The sequence below is a fragment of the Alteromonas sp. CNT1-28 genome, assembly GCF_022348345.1.
Taxonomy (GTDB): domain Bacteria; phylum Pseudomonadota; class Gammaproteobacteria; order Enterobacterales; family Alteromonadaceae; genus Alteromonas; species Alteromonas macleodii.
Genome location: NZ_JAKREZ010000005.1, coordinates 21,759 through 44,271 on the forward strand (window position 1 = coordinate 21,759; position 22,513 = coordinate 44,271).

Below are 22,513 nucleotides of genomic sequence, written 5' to 3' on the forward strand. Positions count from 1 at the left end.
ATCCATTAAAAGTGCGCTCTTTAGCGCGAGTTTTCAAACGAAAAATACAGGTATTCTTGCTCTTAAACACGTTCTGTAAACGGCATCCAGTCTTTCCATACGGGTTCCAGTCCTTTCATTGAAAGTGCGCTCACGACATCTGATACAGATCGGTTATCGTCAATATCGAATTGATTTAGTGCCTTCGATGGGGCGCTGTAACCGCCAGGCTGTGTTTGCGAGGCTGCACTCATAGACGTTATGCCAAGCGGCATTACGCCATCCCGAAATACCGCCGACTCTCGGGTAGACAGCGAGAGTTCTGCTTGTGGGTTAAAAATGCGGTGGGCGCATATTAGCTGCAGCAGATCTCGCTCGTTAGGGAGTTTACTGTTGGTGAGGGCGTTGCCGCCAGTGCTGTTACCTTCACAGCTACGAAGGCGCGGAAAAGCAATAGAGACACGGCTTTGCCAGTAGTGTTGCTGTATTAACTTGCCGTGAAGGGCGGTCATGGCGCTATCAACCCGCCAGTCGCCTAAACCCAGTAGTGCGCCAATGCCTATTTTATCAATGCCGGCTTTTCCTATGCGATCGGAGGCTTCTAAGCGCCATAAGAAGTCCTGTTTTTTACCTCGAGTGTGGTAATTAGCGTAATGCTGCGGTGAGTAGGTTTCTTGATACACTAACACCGCGTCTAAGCCCAGGTGCTTCAAGGTTTCATATTGCTCGCGCTTTAAAGGCTGTACCTCCATCATAAGGTAGCTCACCTTTTCGCGAATGGCGCTTAGTGTTTGCTCAAAATATTCCATCCCCACTTTGGTTTCATGTTCGCCAGTAACCAGTAACACCTGTGAAAAGCCTAAATCTTTGATGGCTTCAATTTCGGTCAACACTTCGCTTATAGACAGGGTTTTGCGCTTTATTTTGTTGCTCATTGTAAAGCCGCAGTAGGTACATTCGTTGGCACACAAGTTTGATAAATACAAAGGTACAAACAGCTGCATGGTATTGCCAAAGCGATGGCGAGTAATTGCTTTAGCGCGATAGGCCATGGCTTCTAAGTACTTAGCGCCAGCGGGAGAGATCAGCGCCATGAAGTCGTCTAAATAAAGTGTATCTTTACCTAACGCTCGTTCTACGTCGCCCGCTGTTTTGCTGTTTATCGACATAGCCACATGCGACAAGTCTTGCTGCATTAATGCCTGCGCTACCTTCATACCGCCGGCTCCAAAAAGGCGGTAAGCGGGCTAGAGGCTTGGGCAAAAATGCTGGTAGCACCAAGTCCAGCTTCAAAGGCTTTTCGCCCCGTTTCTACGGCGCTTGCGAAAGCTGCTGCCATAGCAACTGGGTCCTTAGCGGTGGCGATGGCCGTATTCACCAGTACTGCGTCTACTCCCAGCTCCATGGCCGCCATAGCTTCGCTTGGCTTACCAATGCCTGCATCTACAATGACGGGTATCGACGCTTGCTCAACAATAATTTGCAAAAAGGGTTTGGTTTGTAAGCCCTGATTACTGCCAATAGGCGCGCCCAATGGCATAACGGCAGCGCAGCCTACCTCTTCTAAGCGTTTACATAAAACGGGGTCTGCTCCGCAGTAGGGCAAAACGTGAAACCCTTTTTTAACCAGTGCCTCTGCGGCAAGCAGGGTTTCGATGGGGTCGGGCAACAAGTAGCGTTGGTCTGGGTGAATTTCCAGCTTCACCCAAGGGCTACCTAATGCTTCGTATGCAAGTTCGGCGGCGAATATGGCTTCTTTTGCGTTCTTCGCTCCCGACGTATTCGGCAAAAGAGTAACGCCCAATGCTTTTAATGCCGAAAGCGTTTCATCTTGTGAGCTATGGCTGGCGACACGCTTCATTGCCAAGGTCACCATGCTGCTCTTGGCTGCCTGTACCGCGCTTTTCATGGTGTCTGGGTTACTAAATTTGCCAGTGCCAGTTAACAGGCGGGAAGGGAAGGTGTGATTTGCGAGTGTTAGCATTTTAGCCTCCTGCCACTAGAGTGAAGATATCCACGGTATCGTTGTTACTTAAGTAGGTTGTTGGCCATTCATTCTTGCTGATAATGGCGGCATTTTTGGCAACGGCGGTGCCTTCGTCTTTCAATTGTTTAAGAGCAATTAATTCAATAAGTGATATAGGAGAAATCACGCTCATTGGTTGATTGTTCACGTTGATATTAATTTGGGTCATTGGCATACCTCACAAGAAGAAGAGGGGGGAAGCTTGAAACTTTGCAGCGTACCTTGGCCTGCATGGGCGTTTACGTACTGGCCCCATTTAATATCGGCATCGAAGCCTCTTGCCAGAAATAACAAGGCTTGGGTAGCTTGGTGGCACGCTGCCATGCCTACAACGGGGCCCAGTACACCTTTGCTAACGCAATCCTCGCGTACGGCAACATTATTCACTAAACACTCATAGCAACCGCAGGTAGCTGAGTTTTGAGGCAAGTTCAGCGCTTGCCAGGTAAGCCCACTGGCTGCTGCAATAAAAAGCGGAATAGAGGCGCGAAATGAGGCCAGGTTTATCTCTCTTCGTACCGTAACGTTGTCGGTGCAATCCAGCACGCAGGTGGCTGATGCAATTAACGTTGGTAAGTTGTTACTATCAGCAAATAAGCTTTTAAATTGGATGTTTAAATGCGAGTTCACTTTACGCAGTTCATTGTAAAGCGATTTAGCTTTAAGCTCGCCTAGGTGCATTTCGTTGTAGCTTATCTGGCGCTGCAAATTACTAATGTCGACGGTGTCACCATCTATAAGTGTAATGTTGCCCACGCCTGCGCCTGCTAAATAGCGGGCGGTTAAGCTGCCTAATCCACCTGAGCCAACGATAACAGCGTGTGCACTCGCCAAATTAAGCTGTCCGTCGTGATCGATGCAATCGAGTAAGAGTTGTCTGCTGTAGCGACGTATGTCTTGATGCGCTAACTGCTGGCCTACTGAGTGACTAAGTGAATGAGTAGCTGAATGACTAAGCAAACCCAGCCTCCTCAACCAATGCTTGGTAGGCTTTCAGTGGGTGTGCTGCCTGAGTGATTGCACTTACCACAGCAATGCCGCTAACGCCGGTTTTAGCTACATCGCCTATACGCGATAAGTTAATACCACCAATAGCAACGGTGGGAATGCCATCGCAAAGCTGCACATACTTTTCTAAACGTGCTACACCTTGGGGCTTCGAAGGCATGTCTTTGGTATTGGTGGGGAAGATATGACCAAGGGCAATGTAAGACGGGTTTAAAGCGCGAACACGTTGAATTTCAGCGAAGCCGTGCGTTGATATTCCAAGCCGTAAACCCGCACTACGGATGGCGTTTAGGTCTGCGGTGTCGATATCCTCTTGTCCCAAATGAACTCCGTAAGCCCCGAGTTCTATAGCCAGTTCCCAGTAGTCATTAATGAATAATTGGCAGTCGGTGTGTTTCACCAATTCTATTGCCTCTTTTATTTGCTGACGAATGTCTTCTTGGGAGCCTTGCTTAACCCTCAGCTGCATTATTTTTACGCCCGTTGGCCAGAGGCGGGCTATCCATTGCACGCTATCCACTACAGGGTAGATGCCTAAATGAGTATGAGTAAGTGCAGGAAAGTGGGCTGCTTTACAAGACGAGGCTTTAAGAAGGGAATCCTTATCCCGCTCTTTTTCATTAGCAGTGGCGCCACGTTGGTGAAAGGTCACCAGCGGAAAGCTCTCTGGTTTTGCTGGAAAGCCGTTGGTTTGTGCAAAGTAGGTGGTTAATTCGTTACTTATGGCGTTTGCGTTAGCCGCTGCGCATTGCTTTGGTAGTGTATTGTTGCGAACTTCGCTGACGTAAGCATTAGCAAGCGTAAGTGCGTCTTCAATGCAGTAGTCGTGCACAATGAATGCCGCTAATGCGCTGGCTAACATACAGCCTGTGCCGCGAAGGTTGCCGTTAGCGTATTTCGGCTGGCTAAAACGAAGAGTGTGAGAGGCACAAACAAAAATATCGCTCACGTTTTTTTGCCAGTGGGCGTGACCGCTTTTCACGTACACGCTCTTTGCGCCTTTACCCCTTAGCCGATTGATTGCAGTTAGCAAGCTCGCTTCATCAACAACTGGCAAATGAGTGAGCCACGCAAGCTCATCGATATTTGGCGTAACGATATCTACCGTATTCAACAGTTCGTCAACTACGCTTTCGCTTAACTCACTCAGCACGCCACCTGACGAGGTAGACAGTACAGGGTCCCATACAACGAAGGGGCGAGGGTTAGATGTTTTTTGAATACGAGCACACAACAACAGCGCTTGCTCATCATTAGCAATGGCGCCAATTTTAATAGCGCGTGGCGGGGTATCTTCAAACAGCACTTGCCACTGCTGATTTAATGCCGACGCGCACATGCTTTCCTTACTAAGCATGATTGAGTTGGACTGGACGGTAAGCTGTGTAGTGAGCACACAAGCATGGATGTTCAGATCGGCCAATGTAATGGCGTCGCGGGTAACGCCCGCACCACCGCTACAGTCAACGCCTCCCACACACCACACTACAGGAAGTGCAGTGGTGAGGTTGTTGGATGCAGGGCTTATGGACGCTTTCGCCATCATGGTAGCTCTACCTTGCTATCTGCAGTGTGATAAAGCTCTGCGCCAGAATGATTGAATGCCTGGGCCATGTCTTTCATGCCTTTTTCTTTCTCAAACTCTTGCTGCTCTGCTTGTTTAGCCACATCGCGCACTTCCTGAGAAATTTTCATGCTGCAAAATTTAGGGCCGCACATAGAGCAGAAATGCGCAACTTTGCCAGACGCCTGCGGCAAGGTTTCATCGTGATAAGCGCGCGCGGTATGCGGGTCGAGAGCTAAATTGAACTGGTCTTCCCACCTGAATTCAAAGCGTGCTTTCGACATGGCGTTGTCGCGAATTTGTGCACCTGGGTGTCCTTTTGCCAAGTCGGCAGCGTGGGCTGCAATTTTGTAGGTGATCAGCCCCTGTTTAACGTCTTCTTTATTAGGTAGGCCCAAATGCTCTTTAGGTGTTACATAGCACAGCATTGCGCAGCCATACCAACCAATCATGGCGGCACCTATACCTGAAGTGAAGTGGTCATAGCCAGGAGCGATATCGGTGGTGAGGGGGCCAAGGGTATAAAACGGTGCTTCGTGGCAGTGCTTAAGCTGCTCTTCCATGTTCGCTTTAATCATATGCATTGGCACATGCCCCGGGCCTTCAATCATTACCTGAACATCGTACTCCCATGCAATTTTCGTCAGCTCACCAAGGGTGCGTAGCTCAGAGAATTGCGCGTCGTCGTTAGCGTCAGCTACGCTACCAGGGCGCAGGCCATCACCTAGCGACAGCGCCACATCGTACTTAGCGCAAATTTCGCAAATATCATGAAAGTGCTCATACAGAAAGCTTTGTTGGTGGTGGCTTAAGCACCACTTTGCCATTATCGAACCGCCGCGCGATACAATGCCGGTTACCCGCTTTGCGGTAAGGTGTACGTACTCAAGCAGCACGCCAGCGTGAATGGTGAAGTAGTCTACGCCTTGTTCGGCTTGCTCAATTAGGGTGTCTTTAAACATATCCCACGTTAAATCTTCGGCTACACCGTTTACTTTTTCTAGCGCTTGATAGATGGGCACGGTGCCAAGAGGAACAGGACTGTTTCGCAGCAGCCACTCTCGGGTTTCGTGAATGTTTCTGCCGGTAGATAAATCCATGATGGTATCGGCGCCCCAGCGCGTTGACCACACCAGCTTTTCTACCTCTTCTTCAATAGACGAGGTGACTGCTGAATTACCAATGTTTGCGTTAATCTTTACTAGAAAGTTACGCCCTATAATCATTGGTTCCAACTCGGGGTGATTGATGTTGCATGGAATAATGGCGCGGCCTGCGGCCACTTCCTGGCGTACAAATTCAGGCGTGATGGTATCGGGTAAATTCGCACCAAAGTGTTCGCCTTTGTGCTGCTGCGTCAGTTCGGCATCTTTAATGGCTTGGCGACCCATATTCTCGCGAATGGCAATGTATTCCATTTCAGGGGTAATAATGCCCTGTCTTGCGTAGTGAAGCTGGGTAACGTTTTTGCCTGCTTTTGCTTTTAGTGGTTTGCGGCTGCGAATAAAGCGGAAATCTTCGGTAAATATGTCGTTTTCACGTTCTTTTGCAAAGCTTGACGAAACGCCCTCTAATTCAAGGGTATCGCTACGCTCTTCAATCCACTTTTGGCGAAGCGGAGCTAGGCCTTTGTGCACATCTATGTTTTCTTGTGGGTCGCCGTAGGGGCCTGAAGTGTCGTAAACAGGAATGGGCGGATTTGGTTCTAAAATAGGGTTGTCTTCTGTTCCACCCACTAAACTGTCGTGTTGGTGAATAAGGCGCATGGCCACACGAATATCGTCACGGCTGCCACACTCGTAGTGGCGTGTTGAATTTGGGTAAGCTTCGCCCGCAAGTTCATTAATGAATTGTTGTGTTTGTTGGCGCTGTTCGCGTCTGTTCGACATAGCATTTTACCTTGTAAATTTAGGTTCTAAAAATGCTTGTCAGGAGTGAAGGAGAATACAAAGTGGAAGTGTAGAGGGAAACAATCCCGTTACTTTAGCGAGATTGTTGGTAAAGGTTCTGGTGATTGCAGCCCTTTACACCGTTGATGTTGACTTGGCAATAAACTTGAACAGTTTACCTTGAGTGACGAGCAGCACCGGAATGGGTGTGTCTGTATCATCAACAGCAAAACAACTTCGCTTCACAACGCTAAACCACGGTTTAACATTGTGCACATTGTATTTTCTTGTTCCCTTCGCAGGTATTAGCCTGATCAGGTTCTACGGATCCCACTTTCGCGGTCTCAGCTTACTGGGTTACCAGTGAAGCACTCCGACAAGTTGTTTAAGTCAATTCGGGTTGTTGAAACAACCCGAATTGAGAATTCCTTTTTACTATATCTTCAATTTTACGGGTAATACAAGTACTACCAGAAAGCTAAATGAATATTCATCTAGATGGCTAGCTGCTGACCTTCCTTGTAAAGCTGAAGTGCAGTGGCTGTGTCGTGCTTGCGTTCGCTAATTGCAGACAGCAGCAATAAGTCTTCTTTGCGCGACTTCATTTTAGTGGCTTTAAGCAGGGCTTTTTCTGCCAACACATCATCGCCGGAATTGAACGCAACTTGGCCTAGTGTGGAATATAGCGACACGTTTTCTTCGTCTTGCTTTATCCAGCTTTCAAGCAGTCGTAGTGATGGCGATGCATCAGGAATATTAAGCTGCGTGAACAGTGGAAACAGGGCGCTATTCGGGCCACGCTTTTGCCATTCAACTAGCAAATTCTGTGCGTCGGCATGCATACCTTGGTCAAGTAACTGTTGAATGTAAGCCGCGCGGTAAGCATCGTCGTGACGAAGCTTACGAGGTAGGGTTTCCCAATACGATTTAAGCTCGACAGCGCCTTGTTTGCTGGCAATTTCTGCAAACTTACCTTTGGCGATGCGCTGGCTCCACGCAGTGTAGTCTGCTTTGGGCAATGCTTTACGCCAGCCTGACAAATTCTCTTGAAGTACTTGCCATTTACCTAGCTTGGCAAGAATTTGCGCTTTTAACTGCACAACCTGCTTGTTTTCGCGCTCTTGCTCGTCAAGTTCGTTAAGTTTCTCTAGTGCCGCATCGTATTTTTCTTCAGCCATATCAATACGCGCGTGCATGACCGTTGCGGCTACTTTCGCTTTTGGAAAGTCAGTTGCCTGAACAAGGAAATAACGGGCTTTGGCTAAATCGTTATTGGCAAAAGCAATTTGCGCTGACGCCAAATAGTTAACGCCTTCGAAATCGCCGTTGGTGGTTTTGCTTAGCGCCTTTTGAGCCGTATCAAAATTACCTGCAGCCATTGCGTGTAAGCCGTCGTAAAACGCTCGCTTGCGTTTGCGCTCCCCCAAAGTGCCGAACCATTTATGTGAACCTGTGATCAGGCTTAACGCCCACAACACAAGTCGAGATAGTACGTACCAGGCAATGACGGCACCTATCACTAAAATACAAAAGCTAATCACCGTCATTTCAACAGCGGTATTACCCAGTGATATGAGTACGTAGCCCTTATCGCCTAACAACATCGGGCCAACAATTAGTGCAACAACGAATGCGGCTAATACCGCAAGGGCAATAGCTAACCATTTCATAGTGCACTTGCTCCTTGTCCGAACACCTGTTTAACGCGGCTATCCAATAGACGCTCTAGCGGTTTTTGTGACGCTAGCTCTGTAGGTATTGGGCGCGATACATCGGTAGCAATGAGGTTTTGTAGTGCATCTACAAAGCCCGTTACTTGGCTTTTTTCTGTGTCGAACTTTTCAATAATTAACGTTTGAGCGTATTGAAGCGACTGGCTGTAAAGTCCTGCATCGCCCTGAAGCGCGGCAGTTTGCGCGTGCATAAGCTGCAGACGAAGTTGTTCTTTTGCTAAAAACTGCGCTTCCAGTGAAAGCACTGGTTCAACCGGGCCTTCAATGGTTTTTATGGTAAGAAAATCGTTCACCAGTGAACGCCACACTTTTGCAAGGTTCTCCTGCCAGTCGTCAGCTGACTCCGATAAGGTCGTGTCTTCTGCATTGGCGTCTTCTGGTTTTTCGAAGGTATCAAGTGGTAGCTTATCTATTTGCGCTATCATGCCTGTAAGCGCAAGGGCTACGGAACTTTGTGATACAGGGTTAAGCTGTTGTAGGGTTTGAATGTCTTCAGCGAGTGTTGCACGAACAGGCAGTACTGACGGGTCGGCCAGCGATTTTAATCGCTTATCTGCATTAACCAACAGCAAAATAGCTGTGCGTACGTCGTTTTCTAACCAAAGTTTTCTGCCTGCCATGCGAACCAAGTAATCAGCTTCAGCAATAAGCCAGTCGGCCGGTCGGCGACCTTCCATATTATTTAGTTGTTCAAGGGTCGATTCAGCTTGCAGCGTCAGCTTTTCGTTTTGCGCTTTTAACTCGGCTACCGTGCTTTCTAACGTCTGGTTGGTACGAGCTACTTTGTCGATAGAGGCAACAAGACCAGCGCGCTCACGCTCAATAGTGTTTAGCTGAGAGGTCGTCGTTTGAAGTGCAGATTCAGAGTCCTTGCTTGCCGACTGTTGCTGCATGTAATACCAGTAACCTGCGCCAGCCATACCAAGCACAATAAGGAAAAGGATGATTACAACAAACCACAGTAGACCATTTCCCGACGATTTCTTTTTAGCAGCACCCGATGGTGTTGATTCACTGTGCGTGGCAGAAGATTCGATAACGTCTTTTTCAGCTTCCACTTTCACGAGTTCCTCTTTTTGTGGGCTACTTTCATTGTTGTTGGCCATTCAATACTCCCAGTTATCCTTTACCCAGGCGATGAGTGCCTGATCGGTGGCTCGCTGACAAACCGCTACCTCTTTAATGCCTTGGCTAATGAGGGTTTTGGCAATTCGGTCGCTCACTGTTAACCATTTAATAGATTTAAGTGCTTGGCCAAATTGCGCAATTAGTTGCAGTGCCATTGCTTCGCTTGTAGCGATAATGCCGCTAACTTCGCCCATTTTCCACCGTTTTGTGTAAATTGGGCTTGTAAGTTCCTCTCTTTTATAAACGCAAAAGCTATTCACTAAAATACCTTTTTCGCCTAATCCAGTGGCTATGGCGTCGCGCCCACCTTCACCCTTAATGATAACGACATGCTGACAGTTTGCCTCATTAAGTTGGTGCATTGCCAGTATACCTTCGGATGTATGGGCTTCGGGAATAGCAACCTGCGCCGATGAAAACGCCTGAAGTCCCGCTTGTAATTTTCGTGCAGTGGCATCGCCCACAGCTATGATCAATGGTGATTCGTTAGCCGTTTCGCGTAAGCCTTCAATAACGGTGTCTACAGCATATACGCTGGTAACAACAATTGCGTTTACTGCATTTGACGCTAAAAATTCTGCAGCAGCTTTTCTTTCAGACGAAATATCAATGATGCTAGACGTGGCAACGCCTACCGCGTCAATTCCGGCTTTTTCAAAGGCAGAAGCGCTTGCTTTTAACTTTGGCAGTGGGCGTGTAAACAGCAACATACTATCGAATTTTCATCCTTTTATTTTACTGCGTAAACCTGCACGCATTCGACAAACTATAACTTAGTTATAAAGCGCCTTTAAGATTTCACCGGCACCTTGCTCAAGAAGGGATTCCGCAACTTCAACACCAATATCTGCGGCTTTTTCTCGCGACGCTGTAGCAGAAGCAAAGAGCAGTTCTGAACCATCTGGCTTACCAACCATACCGGTTAGTGTCAGCACATCTCCATCAAGCGTGGCAAAGCTACCAATAGGTACTTGGCAGCCGCCTTCCAATCTCTCGTTCATGGCGCGTTCCGCAGTAACGCGCGTATTGGTGTCCGTATGGTTCAGCGCCTGTAGCAACTTAATTAGCTCTTCATCGTCGTTACGGCACTCAATACCTACGGCACCTTGTCCAACGGCGGGTAGTGAAATATCAGCGGGTAACGGCATGCGAATACGAGATTCCATTTCAAGGCGAATAAGGCCAGCAGAAGCTAAGATAATAGCGTCGTACTCACCTGCGTCTAGCTTGGCTAGGCGAGTATTCACGTTTCCGCGCAGGTCCTTGATAATAAGGTCAGGGCGATACTTGCGAATTTGGCACTGCCTGCGAAGGCTAGACGTACCTACTACTGCGCCTTGGGGTAGGGCATCTAAACTGTCGTGGTTATTTGAAACAAAGGCGTCGAACGGGTTTTCTCGCTCACAAATAGCGTGAAGGCCAAAACCTTCAGGAAATTCAACCGGTACGTCTTTCATAGAGTGAACGGCAATATCGGCACGGCCTTCAAGCATGGCAATTTCAAGCTCTTTTATGAAAAGCCCTTTACCACCAATTTTCGCCAAAGGTGTATCTAAAATTTTGTCGCCCTGCGTGCTCATAGGCACAAGCTCAACGGTCATTGACGGATAATGCTCCAACAATTTTGCCTTCACATACTCTGCTTGCCAAAGCGCTAAAGCACTTTTTCTAGTAGCAATTCGAACGGTGCGGGTAGTGTTGAGGTGACTCATGGCTATTCCAAACTATATAAAAAGAAACTAAAACGATGTATCACATAACGTCATACGATATACCCCGTAGTATACGCATTTTCTGTATTAATGTTTGAAATTAGGCGCAGTTTTCTCCTTGGTTATTATTAGACATTCAGTCTATGCTGAAAGGAATAATGGTCAATTAGTTTTAAATGCGGAGATAAGTCTTTTTATGGACAGTTCGTCGTTGCGTCAATTACTTAGAAGTGCTCAGCAAGATGAAGCGGAAGCAAAACGAAGGCGCTTAACGCTATATTTCATATCCTATGTTGGTGGCACAATTATGGCGTTTATGGCGTGGATTAACATGGGTACAAACAACCCATTGCTCGTTGGAACGCTGGCGGGGTCAGCCGCTTTTGTGTACGCCAATGTGGCGTTATCCCATATGTTCCCTCGCGTTGATGTCTTCTATTATTTAGCAGGCTTAGTGGTAGCATTTACCATAAACGGCTTGGTTTATACCGGCGGACTCAATAACACTGGGCTTTATTTTATTTTTCCCCTGCTTTTTATTCAGATAGTTGTTGTGCGTTTCAAGCCCGCCATGGTTTACGTAGCAGTGACCATGGGTATCGCTATTTTTATGCTCTACAATCAAGAAAAAATAGTGGCTGAGTACCCAGCAGAGCATGTCTCCCGCTTCTTAATCGCTACGTTCTGTTTCATTTGCGTCGCCTTTATAGGTGAAAATTTCTGGCATCAAAGCAGAAAAGAAATGCTGCGTGAAAATTTAGAGCGCATGCGGCAGGCTAATACCGATCCGCTTACAAAACTTCCTAACCGGCGATTCCTTGAAGCTGTTTTTTTTGAACGCGCAATGCAAGATCCCGGTGCTCATTTCCCTTTAAGTGCGGTGGTGGTAGATATTGACCATTTCAAAACAATCAACGATACCTATGGCCACGATATTGGTGACGAAGTGCTTATACACATCACTCGCCTAATGAAAGAAGCAGTAAGAACTACTGACGTGGTGGCAAGAACCGGTGGTGAAGAGTTTTTGGTTCTATTCCCTCATGCAACGTTGAGCCAAGCGGTAAAATTAGCGGAAAAAATGAGAAAGGTGATTGAAGCTAATCCGTTTGTAGAGGGTGATGTTAATCACTCCATAACCGCAAGCTTTGGTGTAGCCACAGCGCTTACTGATACAAACTTGCACGCTTGTTTGAAGCAGGCCGATGACAATCTTTACAAAGCTAAAAATGCGGGGCGCAACAGAGTCGTCGAATAGTTATTGGAATAAACGCGAAATAAAGAAGAGACGGAAGGCGCAACTTTGCAATCGATAGACGTGTACCCACTTACGCTAAGAATAAAGCTGGCTTTTGTTGCGTCACCAGCTTTCTCTTTTGTTCAAATACTAGGGCCTGTTGGGTTTTATTATATGAACGTAATTTGCAGCAAGGGCCAACAGGCTCTTAAGGCATTACCCTAGAACTTTTTGAAGCCAAGCACTTATGTCGTTAAGCTCTTGCATACAAACATTGTGCTGCATGGTGTAAGTCTGCCACGTGGCATTAAAGCCACTTCCGCTCAGCGTTTTAAACGCAGCATTGCCCATAAATACCGGCACCACTTCGTCTTGCTCACCATGTGCCATCATAATTGGCGTTTCACGGTTTATATCGTTTGCTTCGCTTCCAAGAAGTGATGGCTCGCACATGTAGGTAGATAGAGCGATAACACCTGCAAATTTATTGGCATATCTAGGTGCTAAGTGCAGAGCAATAACACCGCCCTGAGAAAATCCTGCAAGTACAATACGTTCGCTAGGAATGCCACTTTCAATTTGTGCTTCGATAAGCGCTTCTACCTGAGCAGCCGACTCTTTTACACCTTCTAAGTCCGCACGGCTTTCAAAATCTAACGATTTGATATCGTACCAAGCGCGCATTCTCATGCCGCCATTGATAGTCACAGGGCGTTCTGGAGCGTGAGGAAAGAGAAATTTAACCGCCATTGATTCGGGTAATTTTAGCTCGGGCACAATAGGCGCAAAACCATGGCCTGAATCGCCAAGACCGTGAAGCCAGATAACGCAGGCATCAGGCGTAGTGGATGGGTTTATCTCTACGCACGGCAGAAGTTGCTGAGTCATGCTTTATTTCCTAGTTTTGGGGTCAGAGTACATTTAGGGCCAGAAAAAGTACTCTGACCCCATTAATTTTTGCTGTGGTAACCCATCGGCATAAGCTTGGTAGAGTGATCCAAGTTTTCACTATGCAATGAAAGGTACGGCACAACCGCTTAATATGCTATCATTGCCACTTGAAATCACCACATTTTGGAAGAATTTTAATACCCTATGGCTTCACTACTCGGCAACTTATTCATTCTTGCAGCTCCTTCTGGAGCAGGAAAATCAAGCCTTATAAAGGCGCTAATGGAAAAGTATGAAAGCAATACAGCTACGCCAATGCAGGTGTCTGTATCTCATACAACACGTCAACCTCGTCCGGGTGAAGTCGACGGCGTGCATTACCATTTTGTGAGCCGAGAGCAGTTTGAAGCGCTGATTGAACAGGGTGTGTTTTTTGAATACGCAGAAGTATTTGGCAATTATTACGGCACATCCCGCGTGACAATTGAACAAACTTTGCACCGTGGCATTGACGTATTTTTAGATATCGATTGGCAGGGCGCGCGCCAAGTCAAAAAGCTTATGCCAGACACATGCGGTATTTTCATTCTTCCGCCTTCACTCGACGTGCTAGAGCAGCGTTTAAATAATCGCGGTCAAGACAGTGAAGAAGTCATTGCAGGGCGTATGGCGCAAGCCGTAGCTGAAATGTCTCATTTCAATGAATTCGATAGCGTAATTATCAACGACGACTTTGCGACTGCGTTAAATGATTTGGAAGCCATCGTGACAGCACAGCGACTTCGCACAGGAAAACAACAAATGCGCCATCAAGTGCTATTGGACGAACTGCTCGGTAGCGCGTAAGCTTAACTTAACAATACGTGTTTTGTTTTAGCATCGAACGATCGCTGCATAAATTGCATGATCTGACTGCTTCAAATTCAAACAAAACGCTAGGATCGCGCCACGTATCTGTGTATACTACGCGGCCGTTTTTTGAATAACTTGCTCAACCTAATTTTCGGAGAAATACATGGCTCGCGTAACTGTAGAAGATGCCGTAGATAAAATTGGTAACCGCTTTGACCTAGTGCTTGTTGCTGCACGCCGTGCACGTCAAATTGCCACTGAAGGCAAAGATCCTATGGTTGACGTTCAAAACGATAAGCCAACTGTTACAGCACTTCGTGAAATTGAAGAAGGTTTAGTAACGGCTGCTACGCTTGAACAAGCAGAACTTCAAGCTCAAGAGCAGCAAGAACATGCTGAATTTGCATCAGTAGCAAACATCCTATCTGATCAATAAAACCTCTTTTTAACGGTTTTATCGGTATTTTAGCGCCAGTGCTTTGAAAAAAGCACTGGCGCTTTACTTTTGGCGTATTGGCTTCTTGCACAATTAAACGTATTCTTAGGGTTGTAACGTTAGATAAGGGTCACGCTTCACTGTGTATTTGTTTGAAGGTTTAAAGCAGAAAGTTTTAGAGTACTTACCAGCCGACCGCGTTCAGTTGGTACAAGAATCTTTTGTGCTTGCGCAAGAAGCGCATGACGGACAAATGCGTTCAAGCGGCGATCCGTACATTACTCACCCAGTTGCAGTTGCCGGTATTTTGGCTGACATGCACCTTGATCACGAAACGATCATGGCAGCACTCCTTCACGACGTTATTGAAGATACCCATTACAGCAAAGAAGACTTAGCCGAAGCTTTTGGCGATACCGTTGCTGAACTGGTAGAAGGGGTAAGTAAGCTAGATAAACTCGCGTTTAGCACTAAACAGGAAGCGCAGGCGGAGAACTTCCGTAAAATGATGATGGCCATGGTGCAAGACATCAGGGTTATTCTTATCAAGCTTGCTGATCGCACGCACAACATGCGCACACTCGGGTCATTACGACCGGACAAGCGCCGCCGCATTGCGCTAGAAACGCTAGAAATCTATGCGCCAATTGCCCACCGCTTGGGTATTCACGATATTAAAAATGAGCTTGAAGATTTAGGCTTTCAGGCCATGTATCCAATGCGCCATCGCGCACTAAAGTCTGCTGTGCGCCAGGCCCGCGGTAATCGTAAAGAGATTATCGAAAACATTCGCGAAGAGCTGAACACTCGTTTAGACGCCTACCAAATTGAGTCGAATGTATTGGGTCGCGAAAAACACTTGTATTCCATTTACCGCAAAATGAAAAACAAAGAACTTATGTTCAATGAGGTAATGGATATTTATGCGTTTCGCATCGTTGTTCAATCGGTAGATAACTGTTATCGCGCCCTTGGTGCTATGCATGGGCTGTACAAGCCTATTGAAAACCGTTTTAAAGATTATATCGCTATCCCTCGAACCAACGGCTATCAGTCGTTGCATACGTCATTAATTGGCCCGCACGGCATTCCTGTGGAAATTCAAATTCGAACCCAGGAAATGGACCAAATGGCAGACAAAGGAGTGGCGGCGCACTGGCTTTACAAAGAGCCTGGCGATAATGGCACCACTGCACAGCTTCGAGCGCGCAAGTGGATGCAAAGCCTGCTTGAGCTTCAGCAATCGGCCAGCTCATCCTTTGAATTCATCGAATCGGTAAAAACCGATCTGTTCCCTGATGAAATTTACGTATTTACACCAGACGGACGTATTATCGAGTTGCCAATGGGCGCAACCGCCGTTGACTTCGCTTATGCCGTGCATTCCGATGTGGGTAATACCTGCGTAGGTGTGCGCGTAGAGCGCAGAAACTTTAGCTTAAGCAAGCCGCTTGAAAACGGTCAAACCGTGGAAATTATTACCTCGCCGAAAGCGAAGCCAAATGCGAACTGGCTAAACTTTGTGGTGAGCGCTCGTGCTCGCACCCGTATTCGCCAGTATCTGCGTAAACAGCATTCTCAAGAAGCGGTGAACATGGGTAATCGTCTGCTTCGTCATGCGTTAGGTAGCGTAAAACTAGACGATATTCCAAACGAAGATATTGAACGTGTGGTAGCCGAGACCAAGCACGCTAATTTTGACGATTTGCTAGTAGATATCGGCCTTGGTAACGAGCTAAGCGCAATTGTAGCGCGCCGTTTATTGGGTGAAAGCACAACAGATTTATCAGATAAGAAAGGTAATGTGGCTATTCGCGGCACAGAAGGCCTGCTTGTTCACTATTCTCGTTGTTGCCATCCTATTCCAGACGATGAAATTGTAGCGGTTTTAAGCCCCGGTCGCGGCATGACTATTCACCAAATTGGGTGTAACAATATTCGCAAGCTAACACGCGAAGAACCTCAACGCGTATTGCCCATGCAGTGGGACGACAACCCGCAAGGTGAATTTAAAGCCTCACTGCGTATAGAGTTGTTTAACCATCAGGGCACACTGGCAACTTTAACGAACACCATTTCAGGGTGCGATTCCAATATCATTGGTCTGCAAACTGAAGAGAAAGAGAGTAATATCTACTTTATTGACCTTGAACTTACCACGCACAACCGTGTGCACCTGGCTCGCGTAATGAAGAAAATACGTACCATGCCGGAAGTTCAAAGAGTGTCTCGTCATAGTCAATCACGACACTAATTACTACACTATTTAGGAACTACTATGTCTAAGTCTATTATTCAGACCGATAAGGCACCTGCTGCTATTGGTACTTACAGCCAAGCGGTTAAAGCAGGTACTACCGTTTATCTTTCAGGTCAAATTCCTCTTGTTGCTGAAACTATGGAAATGGTTTCTGACGACTTTGAAGCGCAAGCTGTACAAGTTTTTGAGAACATTAAAGCGGTGTGTGACGCTGCGGGCGGCACTACAAACGACTTAGTGAAGGTGAACATCTTCCTTATCGACCTAGGTCACTTTGCAACGGTTAATGAAATTATGAGTCGTTACTTCACCAAGCCTTACCCAGCACGCGCAGCCGTTCAGGTGTCGGCATTGCCTAAAGGTGCACAAATTGAAATTGATGGTGTAATGGAACTGCCGGAGTAAGCCATGTCACCTGAGCGTTACCAGCGCATAAGACAAGTGCTGGAAAGAAGGCAAACAGATCTTACGGTTTGCCTTGAAAATGTACACAAGCCGCATAACGTATCTGCAGTAGTGAGAACCTGTGATGCAGTGGGTATTCATCGCGTTCACACCGTGTGGGAAAAGAAATACCAGTTTCGTCGCGGCACCGCTATGGGCAGCCAACAATGGGTGCGTCAAACCAATCACGATAATATCAACGACGCGATGGCTGAACTAAAAGGCCAAGGCATGCAGGTGTTGGTAACCCACTTATCTGATACCGCTGTCGATTTTCGTGATATTGATTACACCAAGCCAACGGCTATTTTGTTTGGTCAAGAGAAATACGGTGCCTCTGATGAGGCGAAAGCCGTTGCCGATCACGACATTGTTATTCCTATGATGGGCATGGTGCAGTCGTTGAACGTATCGGTGGCCGCAGCGCTAGTACTTTACGAAGCCCAGCGCCAACGTACTATTGCAGGTATGTATAACACTCAGCAGTTACCAGAAGCAGAGTGCCAAGCATTGGCCTTTCAAAATGGTTACCCGCGTTTGTATAAACTTTGCCAACGCAAAGGTTTGCCTTTGCCTGCTATTAACGCCATTGGTGAAGTGGATGCCGACGATAGCTGGTGGAAAGAAATGCAGATCACAAAAGCAGAAGCAAACGCGCTAGAGGCCGACTAGGGCCTAACCTATTGGTTGCACTTTTAGTTTTGCTCTTACTTGTATAAGGGCCAGCGTAAAAAACTGGCCTAAAGCGTACTCGCCAACCCCTCAACAATCCTTTACACTTCTTTTCCTATAACACGTTGAATAACACCAGCTTGTGCCAATTCAAAGGTTAAATAGTTAATGTTCCAAAAGAAGGATATCGCTTGATGCAAGCACTGGCCACTACACCCATTACTGCGCTTAAAGGCGTAGGCGCAAAGGTGGCAGAAAAGCTTAACAAAATAGGTTTGTTTACCCTTCAAGATATTCTGTTTCATCTCCCTCACCGCTACGAAGACAGAACCCGTATTTATAGCGTGGCAGAGTGCCGCCCGTTTACCCATGTAAGCGTGCAGGGCGAGGTAATGAGCGCCGACATTCAGTACGGCAAGAAGCGCATGCTAGTGGTTAAGCTTAGCGACGGTACGGGTACCATAACCTTACGCTTTTTCCACTTTGGTGCAGTGCAGCGGTCTATTATGACGCCAGGAAACACGGTGCGGTGTTTCGGAGAAGTGCGTACTGGAAAGTGGGGCATTGAAATGATGCACCCCGAATTTAAATTAGTGGATGAAGACGCGCCACCATCAGAAGAATCATTGACGCCAGTTTACCCCACCACAGACGGTGTTAAGCAGTTAACCCTTCGTAATTTAACCGACCAGGCCTTAAAACTTCTAGATAAAGGCGCGCTGGCCGACCTACTGCCCGACGGCATTTACGATGACCAAATTAGCCTTAATGAGGCGCTTCATTTGGTGCATCGCCCGCCACCAGATGTAGACGTACACGAAATGGAAGAGGGGCTGCACCCTGCTCAGTATCGGTTAATTTTGGAAGAGTTATTGTCACACCACCTAAGCGTGTTGAAAGTACGCAAGCTATCTGACGCCCAGCCCGGTATTCCTATCAGGGTGAACCAGCCTCTTATCGATAAAATGCTCGCTCAACTGCCATTCTCACCAACGGGTGCGCAGGCTCGGGTAGTGGAAGATATTCAAAAAGATATGCAACACGCGCGGCCTATGATGCGCCTTGTACAAGGCGATGTAGGGTCGGGCAAAACCTTAGTTGCGGCACTGGCCGCGCTATCAGCCATTGGTGCAGGGCATCAGGTAGCATTAATGGCACCTACTGAGCTGTTGGCTGAACAGCATGCCAATAACTTTCGTGGCTGGCTAGAACCTTTAGGTATTGAAGTAGGCTGGCTTGCCGGCAAGCTGAAAGGCAAAGCCCGCAATGAAGTATTAGCCCGCTTAGAAGCTGGCGATATTCAAATGCTGGTGGGTACTCACGCCATCTTCCAGGAAAGCGTGAACTACCAGCAGCTAGCGCTGGTTATTGTGGATGAACAACACCGCTTTGGTGTACATCAGCGTTTGGCCCTGCGCGATAAAGGCGAACAGCAAGGTCGCTACCCTCATCAGCTAATTATGACGGCAACGCCTATTCCAAGAACGTTGGCCATGACAGCCTATGCCGATTTAGACACCTCGGTTATTGATGAGTTGCCACCAGGCAGAACACCGGTGCAAACCGTGGTATTACCCGATACACGCCGCGCCGATGTAATTGAGCGCGTACGTCAGGCCTGTAAAGAAAACGGCCGCCAAGCCTATTGGGTGTGTACGCTTATTGATGAATCGGAAGTGTTGGAGTGTCAGGCAGCAGAAGACGCTGCGGTTACCCTTCGTACCGCGCTGCCAGACTTACACGTTGGTTTGGTACACGGGCGTTTAAAGCCTGCTGAAAAAGCGCAGGTTATGGCCGACTTTAAAGACGGAAAGCTGGATTTATTGGTAGCGACTACCGTTATTGAAGTAGGCGTAGACGTACCTAATGCCAGCATCATGATCATTGAAAACCCTGAACGATTGGGTTTAGCGCAGCTTCACCAGCTTAGAGGCCGAGTGGGGCGTGGTGCAGTAGAAAGTCAGTGTGTACTTATGTACCAGAGCCCACTATCGAAAACCGCTACTCAGCGCCTTGGCGTATTGCGCGAATCTAACGACGGTTTTTATATTGCCCAGCGCGATTTGGAAATTCGTGGCCCGGGTGAATTTATGGGTACTAAGCAAACGGGAATGGCCGAGCTTAAAATAGCAGACCTAGTACGCGACGCCGCTCTTATCCCTAAGGTTCAGGAAATTGCCTATACCCTTTGGGACAAATACCCCTCTCACGCTCAAGCCATCATTAATAGATGGATAGGGCATAAGGAACAGTACGGTCATGCTTAATCATGTGCCTTTAATTATTTGTGATGACGCCAATAGGGATGACGCTGCATTAATTAGTGCAATCAGCGAAAAGTGGGGTTTTCCTGTTGTTAGCAGTAGTGAAAAGCATAGCGAAGGCCTGTATTTGCAGGTACAAAACGGCGTGCTTGGACTTGCCGACGCAGGTGAGAAAAAAGTGAATCCGGTAGAGGTTGATTTTGCTTCGCCGGCTAGTTTGTATCGCAAGCAGCACGGCGGTGGGCGCAAAGAGCCCATTGTTAAGGCCATTGGTCTTAAAGGCAATGAAGCATGGCACGTAGTGGATGCAACGCCTGGGCTAGGTCGTGATGCCTTTGTATTGGTAAGCGTTGGCTGCAAGGTCACTATGATAGAGCGATCGCCCGTGGTTGCCGCCTTGCTTGAAGATGGTATTCGCAGATTAGCGCTTAGTTTTCCGGAACTTGCAGCTAAAATGTCGCTTCAACATGGAAATAGTGCTGAGGTAATGCAATACTTCACTGGTGAGAATGTGAACGCTATTTACTTAGACCCCATGTTCCCACACAAAAAGAAGTCAGCCTTGGTGAAAAAGGAAATGCGGCTGTTTCAGCAACTGCTTGGTCATGACCCAGACGCAGATGCGCTGTTACCGCCAGCACTAGAGCTAGCCACGCACCGGGTAGTGGTGAAACGCCCAAACAGTGCAGACGTGCTGGCAGGAATAAAAGCATCAATGGCTATTGAAAGCAAAAAGCACAGATTTGATGTGTATTTGTGTCAAAAAAATCTAGGAGAGTAGCATGATACAAGTTGGGGGCACTTTGCCTGAAGTAGATTTTAGCCTTTTAGAAAACGGCGAAATAACCAACCCAGGAACGAACGAACTGTTTTCGGATAAACGCGTTGTATTGTTTGCGGTACCCGGTGCATTTACACCGACCTGTTCTCAAGCCCATTTACCGGGCTATGTAGCGCTTGCTGATAAGCTTAAAGCCAAAGGTATTGATAGTATTATTTGCTTAAGCGTGAACGATGCATTTGTTATGGATGCATGGGGCAAAGCGAGCAACGCTGAAGAGATCATAATGCTGGCAGACGGCAATGGTTTCTTTACCAAGCAAATTGGCTTAGACATGAGCACGGGCAATTTCGGCGGCTTGCGTTCGTTACGTTATTCCATGCTTGTGGAAGATGGCGAAGTGAAAAAGCTAAACGTTGAAGACCCAGGTCGTTTCGACGTTAGCGATGCGCAAACCATGCTAGATAGCCTGTAAGACCGATACTACGGCGTTAATAATATCAAGAGCCCGCAACTAAGGTTGCGGGCTTTTTTCGTTTAGATGTTTGTGAATAGGTCAATTGACTTAAGCGTATACTTGGTCGCCATTTTCATTAAAATGTAACCTATGTATGATCTGGTGCTCTGTAAATAGCGTTGAATATCAGTACGTTCAGTGAAGGTTAATGAACTAACATGTAGTATTCTGTGTCGAAAGTGCAGAAAAAATAAGGGCTAACACACTACGTTACTTAGCATGTGGGCTCGTTCAGTTACCTTTACTTGCTTAATGATAATAAGTATCATTTGCGTGAAAAGACAAACGTTTTAGGAATAATTATGACAACAACACTGAAAAAAATGAGTGCTCTGGTACTGGCTTCTGCGGTCACTTTCTCGATGCTATCTTCTCAGGCGCTTGCTAACGGTGCCATTGGCGATCACGTGAACAATCTTCACGCGCACATCGGCGAATATACGGAAGAGGTACATTGGTTAGAAAGCAAGTTTGGCAGTGTTGTTGATGCGTATGAAGCAAAAGATAAATCGCTTAAGACCGATGCACTGATTGAGTATTGGGAAGAGGTGGATTTTCACTCTGCTATTGAAACCCAGTATGTGCCTATTTACGCCTCTATTTGGCAAGGTATTTATGGTGTGAAAGTCGCCATTGATGAAGGCAAGCCTGTTGCAGACGTGCGCGTAGAGCAAGAGAAGCTAAATCATGCCTTGTGGCAGGCGTTAGGCGCAGTTAAACTTGCGTCCCAGTATCAAAAGAAAGGCTTAGTGAACAAGGTTCAAACCACCGAAAAAGAACCTACCACAGGCCCTGAAGTTATCGACGATATTAAAACACGTCTTGATCGTGTTGTTGCTAAGTACGCGGAACAGCTTCACGAAGTAGCAACTACACTCGTTCACGATACTTACCTTCAACGATTTGAAGGTGTGGAAGGTGACTTGATTGCGAAAAACGCAGCTTTGGTTGAAGACTTGGAGAAAGACTTTAACGTAACGCTTCCACAAGCTATCTCAAAAGACACTGGCGTTGATTCAGTTCGTAAGGTCGTAGAGTCTATGCAGGCCAAACTTGACCGCGCTCGCGCACTTTTGGTTGAAGTAGAACAAAGTCGTAAAGACGTATTTTAAGGAAGGTG

21 protein-coding genes and 1 riboswitch are annotated in these 22,513 nt (G+C 47.1%); of the genes, 10 read left to right on the plus strand and 11 right to left on the minus strand.

Going from position 1 to position 22,513, the window contains the following annotated elements:
* Positions 1-62: 62 nt before the first annotated feature.
* From thiH to hemC, 10 genes are all read right to left on the minus strand, one after another.
* Positions 63-1,196, minus strand: coding sequence for a 2-iminoacetate synthase ThiH (gene thiH / locus MHN02_RS04285; RefSeq protein WP_239244736.1), 1,134 nt, complete (start codon positions 1,194-1,196; stop codon positions 63-65).
* Entirely contained in the window at positions 1,193-1,963 is a 771-nt protein-coding gene (locus MHN02_RS04290; protein ID WP_239244738.1) for a thiazole synthase, read from the minus strand. The genes thiH and MHN02_RS04290 overlap by 4 nt, the downstream gene beginning before the upstream one ends.
* 1 nt (position 1,964) lies before the next feature.
* Positions 1,965-2,174, minus strand: a complete 210-nt coding sequence (gene thiS, locus MHN02_RS04295; RefSeq protein WP_239244740.1) for a sulfur carrier protein ThiS — start codon at positions 2,172-2,174, stop codon at positions 1,965-1,967.
* Positions 2,171-2,965, minus strand: coding sequence for a HesA/MoeB/ThiF family protein (locus tag MHN02_RS04300; protein ID WP_239244742.1), 795 nt, complete (start codon positions 2,963-2,965; stop codon positions 2,171-2,173). Before MHN02_RS04300 ends, thiS begins: the two co-directional genes overlap by 4 nt.
* Complete coding sequence (thiE, locus tag MHN02_RS04305) at positions 2,958-4,559, minus strand: thiamine phosphate synthase (protein WP_239244744.1); 1,602 nt, start codon at positions 4,557-4,559, stop codon at positions 2,958-2,960. The genes MHN02_RS04300 and thiE overlap by 8 nt, the downstream gene beginning before the upstream one ends.
* The gene (gene thiC, locus MHN02_RS04310; RefSeq protein ID WP_239244746.1) at positions 4,556-6,466 is read right to left on the minus strand and encodes a phosphomethylpyrimidine synthase ThiC; all 1,911 of its coding nucleotides are present in this window, start codon (positions 6,464-6,466) and stop codon (positions 4,556-4,558) included. The genes thiE and thiC overlap by 4 nt, the downstream gene beginning before the upstream one ends.
* A gap of 274 nt (positions 6,467-6,740) precedes the next feature.
* Positions 6,741-6,852, minus strand: a riboswitch (TPP riboswitch).
* Between the two features lie 108 nt (positions 6,853-6,960).
* Positions 6,961-8,136, minus strand: a complete 1,176-nt coding sequence (locus MHN02_RS04315) for a heme biosynthesis HemY N-terminal domain-containing protein (protein WP_239244748.1) — start codon at positions 8,134-8,136, stop codon at positions 6,961-6,963.
* Positions 8,133-9,305 (minus strand): uroporphyrinogen-III C-methyltransferase, encoded by a 1,173-nt coding sequence (locus MHN02_RS04320; RefSeq protein ID WP_239244751.1) that lies wholly within the window; start codon positions 9,303-9,305, stop codon positions 8,133-8,135. The genes MHN02_RS04315 and MHN02_RS04320 overlap by 4 nt, the downstream gene beginning before the upstream one ends.
* The gene (locus tag MHN02_RS04325) at positions 9,306-10,037 is read right to left on the minus strand and encodes a uroporphyrinogen-III synthase (RefSeq protein WP_239244754.1); all 732 of its coding nucleotides are present in this window, start codon (positions 10,035-10,037) and stop codon (positions 9,306-9,308) included.
* 63 nt (positions 10,038-10,100) lie between these two features.
* Positions 10,101-11,039 carry a hydroxymethylbilane synthase gene (gene hemC / locus MHN02_RS04330; protein ID WP_014947801.1) on the minus strand — a complete coding sequence of 313 codons (939 nt, stop codon included), beginning with the start codon at positions 11,037-11,039 and terminating at the stop codon, positions 10,101-10,103.
* Between the two features lie 196 nt (positions 11,040-11,235).
* On the opposite strand from hemC, the gene MHN02_RS04335 reads away from it, so the two are divergent.
* A complete protein-coding gene (locus MHN02_RS04335; protein WP_014947802.1) occupies positions 11,236-12,297 on the plus strand; it encodes a GGDEF domain-containing protein in 1,062 nt (353 codons plus the stop codon).
* Positions 12,298-12,492: 195 nt separating this feature from the next.
* On the opposite strand, the gene MHN02_RS04340 is transcribed toward MHN02_RS04335, so the two are convergent.
* On the minus strand, positions 12,493-13,164 hold the full coding sequence (locus tag MHN02_RS04340) for an alpha/beta fold hydrolase (protein WP_239239405.1): 672 nt from the start codon (positions 13,162-13,164) through the stop codon (positions 12,493-12,495).
* A gap of 207 nt (positions 13,165-13,371) precedes the next feature.
* On the opposite strand from MHN02_RS04340, the gene gmk reads away from it, so the two are divergent.
* From gmk to MHN02_RS04385, 9 genes are all read left to right on the plus strand, one after another.
* Positions 13,372-14,013: a guanylate kinase gene (gene gmk, locus MHN02_RS04345; protein WP_014947804.1), complete on the plus strand. Its 642-nt coding sequence runs from the start codon at positions 13,372-13,374 to the stop codon at positions 14,011-14,013.
* A gap of 169 nt (positions 14,014-14,182) precedes the next feature.
* Complete coding sequence (rpoZ, locus tag MHN02_RS04350) at positions 14,183-14,455, plus strand: DNA-directed RNA polymerase subunit omega (RefSeq protein ID WP_014947805.1); 273 nt, start codon at positions 14,183-14,185, stop codon at positions 14,453-14,455.
* A gap of 142 nt (positions 14,456-14,597) precedes the next feature.
* Positions 14,598-16,709 carry a bifunctional GTP diphosphokinase/guanosine-3',5'-bis pyrophosphate 3'-pyrophosphohydrolase gene (gene spoT, locus MHN02_RS04355; protein ID WP_039226917.1) on the plus strand — a complete coding sequence of 704 codons (2,112 nt, stop codon included), beginning with the start codon at positions 14,598-14,600 and terminating at the stop codon, positions 16,707-16,709.
* Between the two features lie 24 nt (positions 16,710-16,733).
* Positions 16,734-17,120 (plus strand): RidA family protein, encoded by a 387-nt coding sequence (locus tag MHN02_RS04360; RefSeq protein WP_014975316.1) that lies wholly within the window; start codon positions 16,734-16,736, stop codon positions 17,118-17,120.
* 3 nt (positions 17,121-17,123) lie between these two features.
* Positions 17,124-17,831: a tRNA (guanosine(18)-2'-O)-methyltransferase TrmH gene (trmH, locus tag MHN02_RS04365; protein WP_239244757.1), complete on the plus strand. Its 708-nt coding sequence runs from the start codon at positions 17,124-17,126 to the stop codon at positions 17,829-17,831.
* A 194-nt stretch (positions 17,832-18,025) separates the two neighbouring features.
* On the plus strand, positions 18,026-20,098 hold the full coding sequence (gene recG / locus MHN02_RS04370; RefSeq protein ID WP_239244846.1) for an ATP-dependent DNA helicase RecG: 2,073 nt from the start codon (positions 18,026-18,028) through the stop codon (positions 20,096-20,098).
* Entirely contained in the window at positions 20,091-20,876 is a 786-nt protein-coding gene (locus tag MHN02_RS04375; RefSeq protein WP_239244759.1) for a class I SAM-dependent methyltransferase, read from the plus strand. The genes recG and MHN02_RS04375 overlap by 8 nt, the downstream gene beginning before the upstream one ends.
* Position 20,877: 1 nt before the next feature.
* Complete coding sequence (locus MHN02_RS04380; protein WP_014947810.1) at positions 20,878-21,351, plus strand: peroxiredoxin; 474 nt, start codon at positions 20,878-20,880, stop codon at positions 21,349-21,351.
* Positions 21,352-21,695: 344 nt separating this feature from the next.
* Positions 21,696-22,505, plus strand: coding sequence for a hypothetical protein (locus MHN02_RS04385; protein WP_014947811.1), 810 nt, complete (start codon positions 21,696-21,698; stop codon positions 22,503-22,505).
* The last annotated feature ends 8 nt before the right edge of the window (positions 22,506-22,513 follow it).

What these genes read in the sequence shown, in the direction of transcription:
- thiH (WP_239244736.1), bottom strand. Translation starts at nt 1,196, where the DNA reads ATGAAGGTAGCGCAGGCATTAATGCAGCAAGACTTGTCGCATGTGGCT.
- MHN02_RS04290 (WP_239244738.1), bottom strand. Translation starts at nt 1,963, where the DNA reads ATGCTAACACTCGCAAATCACACCTTCCCTTCCCGCCTGTTAACTGGC.
- thiS (WP_239244740.1), bottom strand. Translation starts at nt 2,174, where the DNA reads ATGACCCAAATTAATATCAACGTGAACAATCAACCAATGAGCGTGATT.
- thiE (WP_239244744.1), bottom strand. Translation starts at nt 4,559, where the DNA reads ATGATGGCGAAAGCGTCCATAAGCCCTGCATCCAACAACCTCACCACT.
- thiC (WP_239244746.1), bottom strand. Translation starts at nt 6,466, where the DNA reads ATGTCGAACAGACGCGAACAGCGCCAACAAACACAACAATTCATTAAT.
- MHN02_RS04315 (WP_239244748.1), bottom strand. Translation starts at nt 8,136, where the DNA reads ATGAAATGGTTAGCTATTGCCCTTGCGGTATTAGCCGCATTCGTTGTT.
- MHN02_RS04320 (WP_239244751.1), bottom strand. Translation starts at nt 9,305, where the DNA reads ATGGCCAACAACAATGAAAGTAGCCCACAAAAAGAGGAACTCGTGAAA.
- MHN02_RS04325 (WP_239244754.1), bottom strand. Translation starts at nt 10,037, where the DNA reads ATGTTGCTGTTTACACGCCCACTGCCAAAGTTAAAAGCAAGCGCTTCT.
- hemC (WP_014947801.1), bottom strand. Translation starts at nt 11,039, where the DNA reads ATGAGTCACCTCAACACTACCCGCACCGTTCGAATTGCTACTAGAAAA.
- MHN02_RS04335 (WP_014947802.1), top strand. Translation starts at nt 11,236, where the DNA reads ATGGACAGTTCGTCGTTGCGTCAATTACTTAGAAGTGCTCAGCAAGAT.
- MHN02_RS04340 (WP_239239405.1), bottom strand. Translation starts at nt 13,164, where the DNA reads ATGACTCAGCAACTTCTGCCGTGCGTAGAGATAAACCCATCCACTACG.
- gmk (WP_014947804.1), top strand. Translation starts at nt 13,372, where the DNA reads ATGGCTTCACTACTCGGCAACTTATTCATTCTTGCAGCTCCTTCTGGA.
- rpoZ (WP_014947805.1), top strand. Translation starts at nt 14,183, where the DNA reads ATGGCTCGCGTAACTGTAGAAGATGCCGTAGATAAAATTGGTAACCGC.
- MHN02_RS04360 (WP_014975316.1), top strand. Translation starts at nt 16,734, where the DNA reads ATGTCTAAGTCTATTATTCAGACCGATAAGGCACCTGCTGCTATTGGT.
- trmH (WP_239244757.1), top strand. Translation starts at nt 17,124, where the DNA reads ATGTCACCTGAGCGTTACCAGCGCATAAGACAAGTGCTGGAAAGAAGG.
- recG (WP_239244846.1), top strand. Translation starts at nt 18,026, where the DNA reads ATGCAAGCACTGGCCACTACACCCATTACTGCGCTTAAAGGCGTAGGC.
- MHN02_RS04375 (WP_239244759.1), top strand. Translation starts at nt 20,091, where the DNA reads ATGCTTAATCATGTGCCTTTAATTATTTGTGATGACGCCAATAGGGAT.
- MHN02_RS04380 (WP_014947810.1), top strand. Translation starts at nt 20,878, where the DNA reads ATGATACAAGTTGGGGGCACTTTGCCTGAAGTAGATTTTAGCCTTTTA.
- MHN02_RS04385 (WP_014947811.1), top strand. Translation starts at nt 21,696, where the DNA reads ATGACAACAACACTGAAAAAAATGAGTGCTCTGGTACTGGCTTCTGCG.